The following is a 17,525-nucleotide window of genomic DNA, read 5'->3' as shown; positions in this document are numbered from 1 at the left end:
CGTCCTATCCTTTACGTTTTTCTACTTACTGTAGCATACATAGGACGTATTGGAACTAGACTATCTTTCCACAAATAACTGAAATTTTTTCTCGTATACAAAGCTTCCTTTACTAACATTAACCAATGCTTCCCAATTTCCAGAATGAAAAAATTGGACATTTGTTTCATATAGCCCATTTTCAACATGAGCTAATTTCTGCTCAATTTGGTGGCCAACCGCATTAGAAGCTAGTAGGGTTATTTCAACGTTGAGATCTTTTCTTGCTTGTAATTGCTCATCAAAAACTAGTACTTGTAGAACAGAACGATCCCCGACTTTAAGCGGCGTACTCAGCGGGTAAAGTTCTACTTTAAGTCCCTCAATGGTCGATGTATTCGTAAGGTCACCAAATAAATAAAAACTAAAAAACATAAAAAACAGGCTAGCAATAAATACAATTTTCTTATTTATTTTCACTTTATCGACTTGTATCTTCATTTTTTTCATCCCCTTGTCGCTAACTAGGATGAACTTAAAGTACTCTTGCTAAACGTTAAATAGTGAAGAAAATAAACAGATTTTTAATATTTATAGTTGATTGAATACAAATCTTTACGACGATCTTTTAGTTGTTGGACATTACCAGATTTCCGATGCCGTCGTAATATTTCCAAATCAACATCACCAACAACTACCGTTTCAATATTTGCAGGACATTCACCTTCAATACCATCCCTTGGGAATGTAAAATCAGAAGGAGTGAAAATAGCTGATTGTGCATATTGAATGTCCATATTTTCAGCTTCTGATAAGTTCCCAACAGTCCCTGCTAATACAACATAAACCTGATTTTCAATCGCTCTAGCTTGAGCGCAATATTTCACTCGTAAAAAGCCTTGGCGTTCGTCTGTACAAAACGGTGTAAAGATTATATTAGCTCCTTTATCCGTAGCAATCCGACCTAATTCTGGAAATTCAATATCATAGCAAATTTGTATCGCAATTTTTCCGCAGTCAGTGTCAAATACTTTTATTTCATCCCCACCTGTAATCCCCCAATATTTACGTTCATTCGGAGTAATATGGATTTTATATTGCTTTTCAATCGTTCCATCACGTCTAAATAAATACGCAATATTATATATTTTCCCTTCTTCTTCAACAAAGTGTGATCCACCAATAATATTGACATTGTATTTTACAGCTAGCCCTGTGAATAATGAGATATACTGCTCGGTAAATTCCGTTAAATTGCGTATCGCTTGACTTGGAGATTTTTCCTCAATGAATGATAACAATTGCGTAGTAAAAATTTCTGGAAATACGGCAAAATCAGATTGATAACTTTCTGCCACATCTACGTAAAACTCACATTGCTTAGCGAAATCTTCAAACGCATCAATTTTTTCATCATATATTGAATGACACTAATTCTAACAGGAAATGATGTTTTAAAATGACGCTTCGATATCGGCTGGTAGTCAATGTTATTCCACTCCATTAACGTAGCATACTTCATCGAAGCATTATCATCGTCTAAATAATTCTTGTTAATTCTCTTCAACGTAAACCCATTCATTACCTGAAAGGTTAACACAGGGTCATATATGTTATGATGGATAACTTCCTCGACGTATTGTCTTGGTGTTAACGAATTAGAGTGTTTGGAATAGTTAGGGATACGGCCACCAATAATGATACTTTTTAAGTTTAAGTTCCTTGCTAATTCTTTTCTTGCCTCGTATAGTCTTCTACCAATTTTCATTCGTCGAAAGTCTGGATGTACCATGACCTCCATACCATATAAGTTATACCCCTCAGGATCGTGATTTGTGATATATCCGTTATCAGTAATTTCGTCCCACGTATGTTGATCATCATACTCATCAAAGTTCACAATTAAACTAGAGCATGAACCAATAATTTTCCCTTCGTATTCAACGCAAAATTGTCCCTCTGGAAAAATCTCAATATGACTCTCTAACTGATCTAGTTCCCATGGATCCATATTTGGAAAACAGATTTTCTGTAAAACCAATAGTTCTTGAAAGTCAGCTTTTGTAATTTGGCGTAACGCTATTTTTTTTTCGTACTTTGTAACATCAATTTCCTTCATCCTCAGAACTCCTCTCGAATTCATTCCTATTCATAATTTAAACATAAAAGCGAAGTCTATCCAATTGATCTGCCCTTTTCGATTGTTAACCGTTTGGATGTCAGCATGGGGAGCACTTTTGACCGTTTAAGAATATACAAAATTACTCATCATCTATGGTTGATGATACTGTATGAATGGCCAAAATACTACCACTGTTGTGTGGTGTAAAGGGGGCAAGTTCGGAATGGAGCAAGCTGATAAATAGAAAAGCTGTCCAAAGTTGGCCAAGTTTCGAAAAAAATGAACCGTAAATAAACATAACCTACGAAGACTCCTTCTAAATAAAATCTAAATTTCGAAAACATATTGGTTGCTATTCTCACAAATCCGGTATATAATTTATCTTAAGTTAAGTTATCTTGAATTTAAGATATATTATTTAAGGAGGAATTATTATTATGACAAAAACAAAATGGGCAGTTGATACAGCGCACAGTAGTGTGGATTTTTCAGTAAAACACATGATGATAGCAAACGTGAAAGGTACCTTTAATGAATTTAGTGCAGAAATTGATGCAGATCCAAATGATCTTACAACAGCAGATATTTCTTTTAGTATTGATACTGCAAGCATTGATACTCGAAATGAAGACCGTGATAACCATTTACGTTCAGCAGATTTCTTTGATGTAGAAAACTTCCCAAAATTAACATTTAAAGCTACTGAAATCGTAAGTAACGGTGATGGTGAGTATGAATTGCAAGGTGATTTAACTATTCGTGGGGTGACTCGCAAAGAGTCGTTTACTGTAAAATTCGAAGGCCAGGGGAAAGATCCTTGGGGGAATGAGAAGGTAGGTTTTAGTGCTAATGGCAAAATTAAACGCAGTGACTATGGTTTAACATGGAATGCAGCATTAGAAACTGGCGGGGTTCTTGTAGGAGATCAGATTAAGATCTCACTTGAAATTCAAGCTGCAAAGGCTTAATCATTAAAGGTAATAGTAACGGGAAGCACCTCTGTTTGTCTTCGGGCAGATAAAAAGCAAAGAAGAGACCAGAAATTTTACAATTCCGGTCTCTTCTTTGCTTTTTTCTGTATTAGGGTATTCCCACTATTAATCTAAGCAGCAACTTCTTTTACGGATATATGTATGTCGACTAAGCCCATTTTTGTTTCTAGCGGCACCGTGATAAATACATTACTTGTACGAAATTTTGAGGACCCTTCATTAATTACCGGCGGGGTTACGTCAATTAGAACATTATCTTTTGAAAGCTCAGTTGCAGTAGTTCCTGCTACCCAGTTTCCAAATTCTTGAATGGCACTCCAGCCTATTTCATCTAATTGTTCAATAATCATTCCGCCCATCATTACCCCAACAATATTTTTTGCCGTTTGTTCAGTAATTGAACATATGATTTGACCATTTAACTGACCATTAATTCCTAATATAACTGAAACTTGGTTAGAAGGAATCGCCATTTGTTCTACACGGGGTCTTAGTGGTTTAACCTCAACACCAAAAAAGTTAATAAAAATAGATTCAGTGGCTCGACAGATTGCGTTGACATGTTTTGCGTTCATGATGTTTTCCTCCTAATTTATGACCAGTACCATTTTAGTAATAAGAGATGTATCAGTTAGAATCTCTATTAGGCTGTTTTTAAAAGGCTCTTTTCGTAAACATAGTTGCTTTTTTACTCTAAAGTAATCGGAAAAATACCTTATTTGAAGTTATCACCCAATAAATTAAGTAAGAAAAGAGCAATACTTACTAAATTAGTGGTGAATTCTTAGTATTTTGTGTAAAAATCCGGTTTTTGGGATTTTTACGAAAGTAACAAACTTTGCGAAAACAGCCTTTTTAAAAGATTGTTGCTCCGAATGGAATATTTATGAAATAATGTCCATAAAGCCACAATGCTCACGTAGAGAGCTTTTTTATTATTATAAATTAAAACCACTCGTTAGGGTAGAAAAATGTCGAAAATTCGAAAAATAATCTTATTTGAGTGAATTTCATAATTACCTTAATCAAGCTATATCAACCTGCGAATGGTATTTACGCAATTACATTTAGAACCTTATAGCGCAAATAATAAATTATGACATTCATTAATTTACATTTAAAACCAAAAAAACCGCCAGTGGCGGTTTTTTATCTGCTTCCTTTTTCATATGGTTTACCAATTGCTTTTGGTCCTTCGGCTTTACCAACAAACCCAGCTAACGCTAAAATTGTTAACACATAAGGAGCAATTAATAAATATACCTGAGGTACGTTTGCCAAGAATGGAATTGCCTGACCAGTAATACTTAACGATTGCGCTAACCCGAAAAATAAGGCTGCACCAAGTGCCCCAAGTGGATGCCACTTACCAAAGATTAATGCTGCAAGAGCCATGAAACCTTGTCCAGCAATCGTATTTCCTGCAAAGTTACCCGCTGTTGTTAAGGCAAAGACTGCTCCTCCCATACCAGCAAAAGCACCACTAAGCATTACCCCAATATAACGCATTCTGTTTACTTTTATCCCCATTGTATCTGCAGCCATCGGATGTTCACCGACTGAACGAAGACGCAAGCCGAATGGAGTATAAAATACCACATACCAAACTACCAAAGCTGCTATAATTGCAATAAAGGATGTGTAATATACTCTTTGGAAAAAGAGTGGTCCTAAGAAAGGAATATCCTGTAATAAAGGTAAATTTTCCCGTGAAATACGGTAGGTTACATAGTCTGTTTGACCTTTACCAAACATATTACGAACTAAAAATACTGCTAGCCCCACTGCTAAAAAGTTTAAGGCAACCCCACTTACAACTTGATCTGCCTTAAAGGTAATAGAAGCTACTGCGTGAAATAAGGAAAATAATGCGCCTACGATAACTGCAAAAATTAGAGCTATCCATGGTGACCAAGCACCAAAACCTAAACCTTCTAAGTATAAGGCACTAACAATCCCGGTAAACGCACCCATTACCATTAATCCCTCTAACCCGATATTTACAACACCTGAACGTTCACTAAATAATCCGCCAAGAGCTGTAAAAATTAATGGAGCTGCTAAAATATAGTAGCTGGGATGACTAACGCTAAAATATCCATAAAACCCATTTATTTTCCCTCCTTTTGGAGCCGGTTAATAACGAGTCTAATTAAGTAGCTTGATGCTACAAAAAAGATGATTAATGCAATAACGATATTAACCAATTCTGGAGGAATTCCAGCTTGTGATTGCATATTAGGTGCACCTACAGTTAACGCACCAAATAACGCAGCAGCTAAAAATACTCCAATCGAAGTGTTCGCACCTAGTAATGCTACGGCAATTCCGTTAAATCCAGTACCAGTAAAACCTGCTAAGATTGACATATAACCATATGTTCCAAGTCCTTCCATTGCCCCTGCAACACCCGCAAAAGCACCTGAAATGACCATCGCTAAAACAATATTTCGATTAACGTTCATTCCAGCATAATGAGACGCATGTTTATTATATCCAACCGCCCGAAGTTCAAAGCCTAAAGTAGTTTTCCATAAGATAAACCAGGCAACAAAGCAAGCAAAAATAGCGAGAAAGAAACCAAAATGCAGACGTGAATAATCAGTTAGTGCTTGTAAAAATGGTGATGCAAGCGAAGCAGATGATGCAATTCTATCGGTTCTTTCACCCGGAACCAGTAAGTATGTGCGAATGATGTAGTTACTAGAATATAAAGCAACATAATTCATCATGATGGTAACAATAACCTCATGAACATAAAACCTTGCTTTTAGAAATCCAGGAACCAACCCCCAAAGCGCCCCAGCTAATGCTCCAGCTGCTATTGCTAGCGGTAAATGAATAATAAACGGCGCATCGATTAAAAGTCCAACAGAAACAGAAGCAAGCCACCCTACAATTAATTGGCCTTCTACCCCTATGTTGAATAAGCCAGTACGAAATGCAAACGCCACTGCTAACCCTGCTAAAATAAGCGGTGTCATCATGCGGAGCATTTCCCCGAAATAATAGATGTCGCCAAATACTCCTGATAATAGCGCCATGTACCCTACGATTGGGTTTTGCCCAATGAATAACATCAGGATGGCACCAACAAAAATCCCTAAAAATACCGAAATTAACGGAACTAGAATGTTCGTTAATTTTCCACCAGTTAGCCATTTATGGATCATTGTTGTTCACCTACTCTCTTGCTCTTCCCACCGGCCATGAGAAGTCCTAATTCTTTTTCGTCTGTTTCTTTTGGATCCACAATAGCAACAATTTTCCCTTCGTAAATAACGGCGATACGGTCACTTACGTTTAATACTTCATCTAATTCTAACGAAACAAGTAATACCGCTCGTCCCTTATCACGTTCTTCAATGAGTTTACGATGAATAAATTCAATTGCACCAACATCCAAGCCCCTTGTCGGCTGTGCCGCAATTAAGAAGTCTGGAGAACGATCTACTTCCCTAGCAATAATTGCTTTTTGTTGGTTACCACCAGATAAGGATCTGGCTAAGGTTTGTTCACTTGGTGTACGAACATCGTATTCCTCTATTAGCTTTTTCGACTTATCAAGTATGGCTGGAAAGTTTAAGATTTTATTTTTCGAATATGGTTTTTGATAGTAAGTTTGTAAAACAATATTTTCAGCAACAGAGAAATCAAGAACCAACCCATGCTTATGACGATCTTGAGGAATATGAGCAATCCCAGCTTCAGTAATTTTACGAGTCTTTAATTTAGTTAGATCTTTACCATTTAAGGTAATCGAACCGCTACTTGCTTTACGTAATCCAGTAATTGCCTCAATTAATTCAGACTGACCATTTCCGTCTACACCAGCAATTCCTAAAATTTCCCCAGCTTTTACTTCTAAATTAAGACCATTAACAACTGGAACTTTACGAACATCATGAACAACTAGATCTTTTACAGACAAAACATCATGTTTAGGCTGAGCCTTTTCACGTTCAATTGTAAAATTGACTTCTCGACCTACCATCATTGCAGCTAAGGCATCAGGATTAGTTTCCTTAACCTCCACTGTACCAATTCCTTTACCACGTCGAATAACTGTACAACGATCACATACAGACATAATTTCTTTTAATTTATGTGTAATCAATATAATTGATTTTCCTTCTTTAACTAGGGCTTTCATAATTTGAATAAGTTCACTAATCTCTTGCGGTGTTAAAGCTGCTGTGGGTTCATCAAAGATTAAGATTTCCGCACCGCGATATAAAGTTTTAATAATTTCAACGCGTTGTTGCATTCCAACTGAAATATCTTCGATTTTTGCCCTTGGATCTACCTTTAAACCATATTTTTCTGAAAGTTCTTTAACGTCTTTTTCAGCCTTCTTTATATTAATTCTTCCGGCAATTGTTGGTTCACTACCTAGAATAATATTTTCAGCTATTGTAAAATTCTCGACAAGCATAAAATGTTGATGGACCATCCCGATACCTAATTTGTTGGCCACATTTGGATCAGTAATTGCTACTTTTTCGCCTCTTACCTTAATTTCACCTTTATCAGGTTGGTAAAGACCAAAGAGAATATTCATTAACGTAGACTTACCAGCCCCATTCTCTCCAAGGAGTGCGTGAATCTCACCTTGACGTAGCTGGAGTGTAATGTTATCGTTTGCAACAATTCCCGGAAATTCTTTACGAATATTATTCATTTCAATCACGTTATTCAAAAGTAACACTCCTAACGTAAATCGCTCCAATTTGTTTTCAATTGCAAAGTAACAAAGGGGCTGACTCCCTAGCATCTGCTCACCTCAATGTTATGCTAGATAGTGTTATCTTCCAATAACCTAACTATGTATTCATTGAGGTGACTGACACTTTTCTTGAGTCAGCCTCTTTGCAAGGTACTTATTTATTATTGTTGAGCTGCATATTCTTCATCAGTCATTGGAACGTTGATTTCACCGCTTAAGATTTTCGCTTTGTAGTCTTCTACAGCTTGTAAAGCTTCAGCAGAAACGTTCTCAGTAGTTGGAGCAATTCCAACCCCTTCTTGCTCTAAACCAAACGTAACAATTTGTCCACCAGGGAAATCACCGTTCATAGTTCTTTCAGAAACTTGATATACCGCTTGGTCAACACGTTTAATCATTGAAGTTAATGTAACATTTTCAGGTAGACCTTCAGCATGTTGGTCTTTATCTACACCAATTGCCCAAACGTCTTCCCCAGCTCTTTTACGCTCTTTTGCTTCAGTAAATAGTCCATTACCAGTACCACCAGCAGCATGATAAATGATGTCAGCGCCTTGAGCGTAGATTGTACCAGAGATTTGTTGTCCACGTGCAGCATCATTAAATGATTCAGCGTATTGAACAATGATTTCAGCATCCGGATTAACAGCTTTTACCCCAGCTTTAAATCCGTTTTCGAACTTCTTAATTAGGAAACCGTCAACTCCACCAAGGAAACCAACTTTATTCGTTTTTGTTGTTAAACCAGCGATTACCCCAACTAGGAATGAACCTTCATGCTCAGCAAATGTAATATTTGCAACATTTTCTAATAAGTTGCCATCGTCACCTTCAACAACCATGTCAACGATTGCAAGTTGTGCTTCAGTTTGTTGCTGAGCTACTGCCTTAACATCGTCGCCCATTAAGAAACCGATTGCAAATACTAAATCGTTACCTTCACGTACAAGACGATTTAGGTTAGGTTGATAGTCTGCAGCATCACCTGATTGTAAGTAACCAACTTCAGCTCCAAAGTCAGCTTCAAATTGTTGAAGACCTTCCCAAGCTGATTCGTTAAACGACTTGTCATCTACTCCACCAACATCTGTAACCATTTTTACAGAAAAATCAGTTGTTTCTTCAGTTGGAGTATCGCCACCACCTGGTGCAGGTGTAGGTTCTGCAGGTGCAGGGTCTGCACCTTGTCCACATGCAGAAAGCAGTGTTCCAGCTGCTAAAGCAAGTGACATAAGAATAGGAAATTTTTTCTTTTTCATTCTGTTTTATCCCCCTTTAAATTGGTGTGATTAAAAGTATCATGCTTACAATTTCCAATTTGGCTATTTTTTAAACAAAAAATAATAAGCTCTTGAATGTATGACGTCAGACATCTACATTAGGAATATTTAGGTATGCCACCTGAAGTCATGAACGATTTATGTAAGCACTTAACTTAATCAGCATAAATATAACACTTCTGAAGCTTATTTAAAAGACATATTTTGCATTTTTTTGTTTAAATTTGCGTAATAAGGATACATTTTTTTAAAAGGCTGCTTTTGTTTCTAAAACTCTTACAGAATTTAATATGAGTTCCATTTCAAATATCAATTTCCTTTTCCTTCTCGGTTTTAATATTTGCTTCCCCCCTACAGTTGGTTCTATTTAATATTCTAGTCAAATTTTTTAATTTATTTTACATATTGACCGTTTTCCTAAACGAAATGAGGCGGAGGACAAATATTTTTGTCCTCCGCCTCAACCAACGTTCAATTATTATATATCTTTTATTCTACACTTTAAGAAAGGATCATCGTCTCTGAAGTTTGATCAAAATTTAAAGTTTTGCCTTGGAAATGCCATTGGTCACTTTCAGTAATGAAAAATTTAATTCCGTTTTTCTCAATAATAAAAGACTCTTGTTCTAGTAAATCTTTTTCTACACCTAAAAAGAAACCTTCTGCGCCACGAACAAATAATCGAATTGCCTCATTATCCCCTAGTACAAATTCATTCTTATAAAACTCTGCAGCTTGTTGGCTAATTTCAAATATCATTAAAAGTTCCCCCTCGATAGTTTGTGAAAAAGTTCACAATTTCTTGTAAAAAATTTTAACTCCCAATTGTTTAATCTATCTCTGTGGAAAGTGATTGTTCACTTTCTATACTCTTACTTTACTACGGTTTTGCCAGCCTTTCAATAGACTTCACAAAGGCTACATATAATTTCTATAATTTACTAAATTCTAGCCTCAGTTGATATTTTTCCTTTTCCAAACATATATATTACAAATTAACGATTGGGAGGATTAATATGAGAGGACTACCGAAAATTCCACCTCATTGGAAACCTGCTACCATCACTTTCTTAAAAAAAATCCTGGTTTTTTGGTTTCGTTTTTGGAAAAACTGGCACTATGTTAAGTACTACTATTATAATTCTTCTAGGCATCTGGCAAAAACCCGAAAATACTCGCGCAAACTACACAGTATTAGAAAGACTCTCAACTAATATGTTAAACTTAGTTATAAACGTTAATAAATGAGGCTGATCAAAATGGATTTTTATCAACAATTAAGTAAGTATTATGACCTTATCTTTCCTTTAAATAGTCAATCCATCGCTTTTATTAGAGAACGGATAGGTGAAGGGGCTGTGCTTGATATCGCCGCAGGAACGGGGAATCATGCTCTTGCCTTAGCAAATCTCGGTTTAAATGTAACTGCTACAGATTTAGATAAAAATATGGTAGCTATCATCGAAGAAAAAGCTTTGAAGAATCAAGTTTCTCTTACCGCTGTTTCATTAGCTATGGAGCAACTTGACCAATTAAAGGACAAGCGCTATTCGACAATAATAGTGCTGGGCAACTCTCTTGTGCATTTGGATAATATGACTATGTTAACTGAAGTCTTGTCTAACATCCATAACTTATTGACCAAAAGTGGAAAGTTACTTATTCAAATTGTTAATTATGATCGTATTTTAAAAGAAGGAGTTACTGAGCTACCGATGATTACCCGTGAAAAAGAAGAGCTAACTTTTCGACGTACATATAAACATGTGGACAAAAAAATTAAGTTTTGCGGGCAACTTACAATTGGGGAAGAAATTCTAAAAAATGAGGTTTATTTACTCCCTATAACAAGCAAACAACTTGTAGATGTTTTAGCACAGGTAGGTTTTCAGGAGATAAATTTATATGGCTCTTTTAAGGGGGAGCCGTTTGAGACACATTCACCTGCCTTAATAGTTGAAGCAACCAAAAAGTAACCTATGGAAAAGTGCACTTTAAGGCTACTGCTGAAGTGCACTTTTCATTTCTACACTACATTTCTAGGATGTTAACAATAACTGTATAGTTTTTGGGATCAACTTGAACAACCTGATGCACCAAAACTAGTAAGTTTTTATTAAGTTTTTTTTCTACGTTTACAATCTCTAATATCTCCCTGCCTAATTCATCCCCCTCATCAAGTTTAATATCATAATAGGTTTGATCGATAATATTCATAGTCCCCCTCCAATATAAGAGTTCATATTCTATATGTACGTGTTGCTTGTCTAAATCTTGAGAAAGATTTCTCGACAATAACAGAGCCAATCTCCTTCTTTTTAAAAATCATATTTACTGAGATTAACTTTAAGTGGTAATATTTTCTTGTTACATGAAATTACTAGAGAGGTAAGGGGATTTCATTGGAAAAAGAAGTAGAGGTATTTTTTAACGAAGATGTCCTTAAAATTGGAGCAGAATTGTTTATGCTCGATTACTCTACCTTAGAAAAATTAGGGAGTTTTGAAAACTACGTTTTCTCAGCCCAACGTAAAGGTGAAGAGTTTATCCTGAGGTTAACTCACAGTAGTCACCGCTCGAAACAGCAGGTCGAGGCTGAACTAGCATGGCTTCAATATTTACAAAGTAAAAACGCTCCCGTTTGTGGACCAATTAGCTCTAAAAATGGTCAACTTGTAGAAGCAATTCCAGCAGGTAAAACATTCTTTTTTATAAGTCTGTTTGAAAAAGCTAAAGGAACTGCTGTAAAGGTCCAGGATCCAATCTTTAACGAAAAATTATTTAAAGCCTGGGGAAGAGCGACAGGGATTTTACATCGCTTAAGTAATGACTATGTAGAACCAAATGGCATTATCAAACGACCTGACTTAGTTGAAGAGTTTCGTATTCAGTTTGCACCTTTTATTCCAAATGATGATGTAAAAGTTAAAGAAAAAGTAACTTCCATATTGCTAGCGATAAAGAACCTACCAAAAGATAAAGAGCGCTATCGTCTCATTCATTCAGACATTCATTCTGGAAACTTTTTCTATGATGGAGCCGATATCACGATATTTGATTTTGATGACAGCACTTACCATCACCTGATCGGCGATATTGCGATCCCAATTTACTATTCTCTTTGGCTTAATAATAAGATTATCAACAAAGAAAAATTTATCAATGAAGAGTTTTTACCCGCTTTTATGAAGGGCTATGTAAAGGAAAATCATATTAACCTAACATTGCTAAATGATATTGAACTATTTCTAAAACTTAGAGATTGTGAGCTTTACGGAGTACTTCATAAGAAATGGGACTTATCGTCACTAAATGAAAAGCAGAAGAATATCCTCAATGAGATTAGAGAACGTATCATTTCTGATACACCAATTGTTTCGGTACAATTAGAAAAACTTTTTAGGTAGGCTGGCTTTGCCAGCCTTTTACTTCTTTTAGGTTCAAAAGTTGCTAATAGTTTCTTAACTAAAAGCAATAAAACCTCGCTCCCGCACTTACTCAACAGTACTGTAAAAACTGACATATATGGCCATACATAAAATAATCAGGATCCCAACACCTTCCCTAAGTGAAGGGATTTCGGCTAGAATGAATACAGCTGCAATAATTCCATAAACAGGTTCAAGACAAGCAATGATACTGGCCTTCTGTACATTCACAGATTTTAACCCTTGAATAAACATAACGTGAGAAACCCCGGTAAAAAGAACGCCTAGTAAAACAAGTAACAAGAAGTTGTCTAGCTGAAACTGAAACTGAAATGGAAACAAAAACAAAAACGGAATTAATACGATAAACCCAAAACTATTCTGGTAAAAACCAACGACAATACTCGAATATCCCCTTACAAGAACACGATTGATAATTGCCAGGAGCGAAAATGTAAACGCCGATACGATCCCCCAAAAAGCACCTAAAAAGCTAGTATTCTCAAAACTTACTTCTTGTACAATAAGAAAAACTCCAAATAAGGTTATCAGTGCTATGCCTATATTTTTCTTTTAAACCGCTCTTTTAATAACAAGGGCTCTAAGAAAACCGAAAACACAGGAAATGTTGCAAACGTAATGAGGCCAATTGCTACTGAAGAAATTTGAATAGAATAAAAGAAACTAGACCAATGGACAACTAAAATAACTCCAATAAAAAAAAATTTACCTATATCTTTAATACTTACTAAACGAAAAGGAATTTTCCAAATAAGCAAAACAAACAATAGAAACATGGCTGCAAAAAACATTCTACCAAGTACAAGTATAAAAGCATGGTAGGATATGAGCTTGGCAAAAATGCCCGAAAGCCCAAATAGCAATACAGCGCTATGAATGAATCCAATATCAATCTTTTTATTGCTCAAGAGCTCACCACCTTTGTTAAATTATAATATAAACAAGGCTGACAATGTTGCTCTTGTCAGCCTCTTGGTTGGTTGTTTAAAATAGTTTATTCACTTCTAAATTCTTATTTTCTAAAACCTCTATCTGTTTTACAGTTTCTCTAGCTGTAGCTCTGGTTTTTTCTACCAATGAGATAATATTGTGATATGTCTGTTGGGCACCTTTGATTAAAAGTGGAACACCAATAAAATCGATGTGAAGGCGCCTGGAAAACAAACCTCCAAATGTCATGGCTAAAGGAACTGTTGGTGAAGCGTTTGAAAATATAACCTTATCAGTACGAGTGCCGTCTTCATTGATTAAAGTCAGAAGTTCCTTTAATGCAGGAACCAAGGCTTTAGAACTTCCTCGACCGACTGTATAAACTTTATTTCCGTCATCATCATTTCCATGATAAATGATTCTTCCCATATCTTTCGTTCTAAGTTTATTAAAAATGTCAATATTTAATATTTCTTCCTTTGTCGGAAGACGGTCTTTAGGCAACTTGTTTAAGTGGTAGGCTGCCGCTAATGCAGACGAATGTGTTCCACCGTAGCAGTTGTAAATATAAATCATCATCAACATCCTAACAATTTTTTATTTAATGCCCTAATTGAGTGAATTTCATAATTTCCTTAATCAAGCTATTTCCTCAATAGCGAAGGTTTATGAATTATGAAATTCATTAAATAAAGACATTAGACGAAAATAGTTAAATGTTAGTATTCCTTACCACATTTTTTTTATGCTTGCCTCAAGGCCTCTTTTCCAACGGACTGTCCATGGCTCATGTTCTTCTCCTAATGGTTTGACAAGAACTGTTTTCATTTTTAAAAGTTTTCCACATAAAACATCTGTAAATAGCTGATCTCCTAAAAAGATGCTGTTTGTACTATCTACACCGATTTCCGCCATTATATTCTTAATTTTACTTGGTGCTGGCTTATTGCACCTTCCATACCCTAAAATGTTATAAGGTTTAGTAAACCTATCGACTCTTCCTTGGCTATTATTTGAAACTACGATTAGCTTAACATCACTCGCTTCTAATTTTTCGTGCCAGCTAGTAAATTGAGCGTCCCCAAGTTGATCATGAGCCGCCAACGTACTATCAAGATCCGAAAAAATTGCATGAATATTATGCTCTTTTAGAAAATCAAGTGAAACGTTCGTAAAGTGCTCATATTCATAATCTGGCTTAAAAATCTTCATCTATATCACTGCTTTCTTCTTAAGTTAATTTAAATTGTTTACGTGCTCGATGTACCTCCAAATACTAAATCACATAGTCTTTAGCTATTTTTTCCTAGCTAGGAAATAATTACACCTATCTATTTTATAAGTGTTTTCTCCTTTTTAAAAGAAAAATGTTAAAAATCTTTTTGCACGCTGAATTATTCTATTGTTTTAACTGTTTATTGTATCAACCTGTTATTAATGAAGCAGGGGAAAAGTCAGAACCTTTTTATAGTATGAGCTAATATTTATAATAAAAAAATGGTATTTTGGACTATCCCATAGATTGCCCTCACCTTTAGTCCCCCTAAAAAATGTAAATAAAGGCATGTAGAACGCGTTTGTGTACCACAACCTCCTAAAATATGTAAAATTTAGGCTCACAAAACACATTTACGTGCCGTAACCTCCTAAAATATGTAAAACTCAGGCTCGCAAAACACATTTGCGTACCGAAACTTCCTAAAATATGTAAAATCCAGGCTCGTAAAACACATTTGCGTACCGTAACCTCCTAAAATATGTAAAATCTAAGCTCGTAAAACACATTTGCGTACCATAACCTCCTAAAATATGTAAAACTTAGGCTCGTAAAACACATTCATGTGCCGTAACCTCCTAAAATATGTGAAATTTAGCTCGTAGAACGAGTTTATGTGCTGTAACTTTCTAAAAAATGTAAAATTCAGGTTCGTAGAAGACGCGCTCGGCTACGAACTTAATGCAAATACAGTAAAGAAAAAAGACTGTTGAGACTTTCTCAACAGCCTGAGATAAAACAGGACATTTCTCCGTTTTATGCTTTTTTATTTATTTTTGCGATGGAAAGAAGTTATTCGTAGCATGTGTATGCTTTAAGAACGGGTCTTCTTCATGATATACCGCTTGCTTTACTTTGGTAATTTCAGCACGAAGTTCGTCAAGGTCAATATTAAGCTTTAATAATTCTTCAGTTGCAAGCTTTATCGCATTATTAGCTGCATCCGATGCCATTCTTAAAGTATCCATGCTACCTTGTGGGTTATGAAAACCGTCTGAATTTTCTGCAGCGATAATATCTGTATACCATTGACTTTCACGAACAAAGCTTTGAGCTTGTGTTAACTTATCTTGAGGAACTCCAGCTGTGATCATCCGATTTACAAAATAGTGTGCTTCGACAGTTAAGTCCTGAGCTTCGTGAACTGCCTCTAAATGTCGCTCTTGAATTTCGCCAACTCTTTCAACAATGTACTTCTCTGTTTTATCTGAGTGACATGTACGACATGATTGTTCAATTGTTTCTAGTGGTGAGACCCAATAGTGTGACGAGATTTTACGTCGGTCATCCCTTCGTTCAAAAGGCATATGACAGTCTGAACAAGATACACCAGCTCTTCCGTGGGAACCATAACTCCAAAGCTCGTATTCTGGATGTTGAGCCTTAATTATTGGTGCACCTGAGACAGCATGAATATAATCATATTCAAAACCTTCCTCTATAGCTGTTGTTTGAAAATATTCAAACATTTCTTCAGGTTTCGTGCCATAATCCCATGGAAAGCGAACTTTTTTCAGCTCAGGTTCAAAATAATATTCGACGTGGCATTGAGCACATACATAGGTACGCATTTCATTTCTCGTTGCCTCAGTTAAATCTTTTCCTTGACGGGCTAAGGCGTGTGTTAATGACGGACGTGTAATCCTTAACTCCATCGTCACCGGATCATGACAGTCTGAACAACCAATCGAAATATGGCCATATTCCCCTAATTCATCCAAAGCACCAACAGCTGCCATTTCTTCTAATCTTGGCAGTAAATCTCCCCTGAAATTTGCCGCCCAATAATCATCGCCAAATTCCTTTAAAAGTGGCGTAACAATCGTGCTCTTACATGTCATACAAGACCCAATTGAACGCTCTGTGATTCTAGCAATATTCAACACATCCTCAACTGCGTAGGTGTGACCTCTTGTTGTATTGTATTCTTGTTCAAATGCGAAACCTGCAAACAGGATTGGTAAATACGGCTCATACTCTGGAATAAACTTAGATACTGGAGGCATTCCGTTCCCCATATTCTTCAAATAACTTTCGTAATGAATTGGAAACGCATCTTTGAAAGCTGAATTTAGATATTCGTCCGGAGATAGATTTGTTAGCGCTGCAGGGTTATCTACAGTTAGCTCTTCACGACCCAAACATGCAGCAAGTATGGTTAGCAAAAATACGATAAGTATCAGTTTATAGACTTTTCTTTTTTTCATTATTCTCAACCTTTCTTAAGTTTGATTACCTTGCAGCATCAATATTTAATTTTAAATGCCAATCAGAAGACTTAAAAATCCCTAAACCATGCGGAACTTGACGATGGCAACCGATACAAGTTCCCTTGGAGTCATGAGCAACATTCTCAAGTGTATACTGATGACAGGATATACAATTTTTATTAACAACCTCTACTGAAGGTTCTGTAGCATGCAAAACATCAGGGATTCGACTTGCACCGAGAGTATTCATATAAATATGCCCCATACCAGCCCTCGCCTTAAATAACATTTTATTAACCGTGCTATCTGTTGGGGCGTGGCAATCATTACAGTCTAGCTTCCCGTGTGGTGATCTACTAAAAGCCTCATACACGGTGTCCATAACGTGACAACTTGAACAAAATTCCCCAGTATCTGTTGCTTTTATAGCTGTAACTGTCCCTGCATATAAAACAATGCCAATAAAAGCTCCTAATAAAATTACAAATAATATTTTGTTATTGGACTCTTTAAACCTTTTAAACATTAAGACACTCCTCTCTTTCAAAAGTTCTATTTCCT

At 36.0% G+C, this 17,525-nt stretch carries 17 protein-coding genes and 2 pseudogenes; 3 read left to right on the top strand and 16 right to left on the bottom strand.

From position 1 onward, the window contains the following. Nucleotides 1–60 precede the first annotated feature (60 nt). From H1D32_RS17975 to H1D32_RS17965, 3 genes and pseudogenes are all read right to left on the bottom strand, one after another. A complete protein-coding gene (locus H1D32_RS17975; RefSeq protein WP_261179636.1) occupies nt 61–480 on the bottom strand; it encodes a FixH family protein in 420 nt (139 codons plus the stop codon). Between the two features lie 83 nt (nt 481–563). Continuing rightward, a pseudogene (locus H1D32_RS17970) lies at nt 564–2,098 on the bottom strand (GNAT family N-acetyltransferase). A 142-nt stretch (nt 2,099–2,240) separates the two neighbouring features. Then, nucleotides 2,241–2,399: a hypothetical protein gene (locus tag H1D32_RS17965; RefSeq protein ID WP_261179635.1), complete on the bottom strand. Its 159-nt coding sequence runs from the start codon at nt 2,397–2,399 to the stop codon at nt 2,241–2,243. A gap of 139 nt (nt 2,400–2,538) precedes the next feature. On the opposite strand from H1D32_RS17965, the gene H1D32_RS17960 reads away from it, so the two are divergent. Further along, a complete protein-coding gene (locus H1D32_RS17960) occupies nt 2,539–3,069 on the top strand; it encodes a YceI family protein (RefSeq protein ID WP_261179634.1) in 531 nt (176 codons plus the stop codon). Between the two features lie 134 nt (nt 3,070–3,203). Here H1D32_RS17960 and H1D32_RS17955 read toward each other — a convergent pair whose 3' ends face one another. The 6 genes and pseudogenes from H1D32_RS17955 to H1D32_RS17930 all read right to left on the bottom strand — a co-directional run bounded on the left by H1D32_RS17955 (nt 3,204) and on the right by H1D32_RS17930 (nt 9,858). Continuing rightward, complete coding sequence (locus H1D32_RS17955; protein WP_261179633.1) at nt 3,204–3,668, bottom strand: chemotaxis protein CheX; 465 nt, start codon at nt 3,666–3,668, stop codon at nt 3,204–3,206. Nucleotides 3,669–4,242: 574 nt separating this feature from the next. Continuing rightward, nucleotides 4,243–5,204: pseudogene (locus H1D32_RS17950) on the bottom strand (ABC transporter permease). Further along, on the bottom strand, nt 5,205–6,266 hold the full coding sequence (locus H1D32_RS17945) for an ABC transporter permease (RefSeq protein WP_261179632.1): 1,062 nt from the start codon (nt 6,264–6,266) through the stop codon (nt 5,205–5,207). Beyond that, nucleotides 6,263–7,792 carry an ABC transporter ATP-binding protein gene (locus H1D32_RS17940; protein WP_261179631.1) on the bottom strand — a complete coding sequence of 510 codons (1,530 nt, stop codon included), beginning with the start codon at nt 7,790–7,792 and terminating at the stop codon, nt 6,263–6,265. The genes H1D32_RS17945 and H1D32_RS17940 overlap by 4 nt, the downstream gene beginning before the upstream one ends. Before the next feature lie 188 nt (nt 7,793–7,980). Continuing rightward, entirely contained in the window at nt 7,981–9,078 is a 1,098-nt protein-coding gene (locus H1D32_RS17935) for a BMP family lipoprotein (protein ID WP_261179630.1), read from the bottom strand. Between the two features lie 522 nt (nt 9,079–9,600). Beyond that, the gene (locus H1D32_RS17930; protein WP_261179629.1) at nt 9,601–9,858 is read right to left on the bottom strand and encodes a hypothetical protein; all 258 of its coding nucleotides are present in this window, start codon (nt 9,856–9,858) and stop codon (nt 9,601–9,603) included. 500 nt (nt 9,859–10,358) lie between these two features. Here H1D32_RS17930 and H1D32_RS17925 point away from each other — a divergent pair, with 500 nt between their 5' ends. Further along, on the top strand, nt 10,359–11,075 hold the full coding sequence (locus H1D32_RS17925) for a class I SAM-dependent methyltransferase (RefSeq protein ID WP_261179628.1): 717 nt from the start codon (nt 10,359–10,361) through the stop codon (nt 11,073–11,075). 55 nt (nt 11,076–11,130) lie between these two features. Here the strand turns inward: H1D32_RS17925 and H1D32_RS17920 are convergent, their stop codons facing one another. Continuing rightward, entirely contained in the window at nt 11,131–11,316 is a 186-nt protein-coding gene (locus tag H1D32_RS17920) for a hypothetical protein (RefSeq protein WP_261179627.1), read from the bottom strand. Nucleotides 11,317–11,501: 185 nt separating this feature from the next. On the opposite strand from H1D32_RS17920, the gene H1D32_RS17915 reads away from it, so the two are divergent. Then, complete coding sequence (locus H1D32_RS17915; protein WP_261179626.1) at nt 11,502–12,506, top strand: phosphotransferase enzyme family protein; 1,005 nt, start codon at nt 11,502–11,504, stop codon at nt 12,504–12,506. Nucleotides 12,507–12,593: 87 nt separating this feature from the next. Here H1D32_RS17915 and H1D32_RS17910 read toward each other — a convergent pair whose 3' ends face one another. The 6 genes from H1D32_RS17910 to H1D32_RS17885 form a co-directional block, all read right to left on the bottom strand. Next, nucleotides 12,594–13,052: a DMT family transporter gene (locus H1D32_RS17910; protein WP_261179999.1), complete on the bottom strand. Its 459-nt coding sequence runs from the start codon at nt 13,050–13,052 to the stop codon at nt 12,594–12,596. 35 nt (nt 13,053–13,087) lie between these two features. Beyond that, nucleotides 13,088–13,456: a DMT family transporter gene (locus H1D32_RS17905; protein ID WP_261179625.1), complete on the bottom strand. Its 369-nt coding sequence runs from the start codon at nt 13,454–13,456 to the stop codon at nt 13,088–13,090. 76 nt (nt 13,457–13,532) lie between these two features. Then, complete coding sequence (locus H1D32_RS17900) at nt 13,533–14,054, bottom strand: DUF3189 family protein (protein WP_261179998.1); 522 nt, start codon at nt 14,052–14,054, stop codon at nt 13,533–13,535. Between the two features lie 153 nt (nt 14,055–14,207). Continuing rightward, nucleotides 14,208–14,690: a YqeG family HAD IIIA-type phosphatase gene (locus H1D32_RS17895; protein ID WP_261179624.1), complete on the bottom strand. Its 483-nt coding sequence runs from the start codon at nt 14,688–14,690 to the stop codon at nt 14,208–14,210. A gap of 834 nt (nt 14,691–15,524) precedes the next feature. After that, nucleotides 15,525–16,961, bottom strand: a complete 1,437-nt coding sequence (locus H1D32_RS17890; protein WP_261179623.1) for an ammonia-forming cytochrome c nitrite reductase subunit c552 — start codon at nt 16,959–16,961, stop codon at nt 15,525–15,527. Between the two features lie 25 nt (nt 16,962–16,986). Beyond that, nucleotides 16,987–17,490 carry a cytochrome c3 family protein gene (locus tag H1D32_RS17885; RefSeq protein WP_261179622.1) on the bottom strand — a complete coding sequence of 168 codons (504 nt, stop codon included), beginning with the start codon at nt 17,488–17,490 and terminating at the stop codon, nt 16,987–16,989. Nucleotides 17,491–17,525: the final 35 nt, after the last annotated feature.

Origin of the sequence: Anaerobacillus sp. CMMVII (assembly GCF_025377685.1) — a bacterium.
Taxonomy (GTDB): Bacteria; Bacillota; Bacilli; order Bacillales; family Anaerobacillaceae; genus Anaerobacillus.
This window is presented reverse-complemented; position numbering and strand designations above follow the sequence as displayed.

Coding starts and splice junctions, on each gene's coding strand:
- H1D32_RS17975 (WP_261179636.1), bottom strand. CDS start 480: ATGAAGATACAAGTCGATAAAGTGAAAATAAATAAGAAAATTGTATTT.
- H1D32_RS17965 (WP_261179635.1), bottom strand. CDS start 2,399: ATGTTTATTTACGGTTCATTTTTTTCGAAACTTGGCCAACTTTGGACA.
- H1D32_RS17960 (WP_261179634.1), top strand. CDS start 2,539: ATGACAAAAACAAAATGGGCAGTTGATACAGCGCACAGTAGTGTGGAT.
- H1D32_RS17955 (WP_261179633.1), bottom strand. CDS start 3,668: ATGAACGCAAAACATGTCAACGCAATCTGTCGAGCCACTGAATCTATT.
- H1D32_RS17945 (WP_261179632.1), bottom strand. CDS start 6,266: ATGATCCATAAATGGCTAACTGGTGGAAAATTAACGAACATTCTAGTT.
- H1D32_RS17935 (WP_261179630.1), bottom strand. CDS start 9,078: ATGAAAAAGAAAAAATTTCCTATTCTTATGTCACTTGCTTTAGCAGCT.
- H1D32_RS17930 (WP_261179629.1), bottom strand. CDS start 9,858: ATGATATTTGAAATTAGCCAACAAGCTGCAGAGTTTTATAAGAATGAA.
- H1D32_RS17925 (WP_261179628.1), top strand. CDS start 10,359: ATGGATTTTTATCAACAATTAAGTAAGTATTATGACCTTATCTTTCCT.
- H1D32_RS17920 (WP_261179627.1), bottom strand. CDS start 11,316: ATGAATATTATCGATCAAACCTATTATGATATTAAACTTGATGAGGGG.
- H1D32_RS17900 (WP_261179998.1), bottom strand. CDS start 14,054: ATGATTTATATTTACAACTGCTACGGTGGAACACATTCGTCTGCATTA.
- H1D32_RS17895 (WP_261179624.1), bottom strand. CDS start 14,690: ATGAAGATTTTTAAGCCAGATTATGAATATGAGCACTTTACGAACGTT.
- H1D32_RS17890 (WP_261179623.1), bottom strand. CDS start 16,961: ATGAAAAAAAGAAAAGTCTATAAACTGATACTTATCGTATTTTTGCTA.
- H1D32_RS17885 (WP_261179622.1), bottom strand. CDS start 17,490: ATGTTTAAAAGGTTTAAAGAGTCCAATAACAAAATATTATTTGTAATT.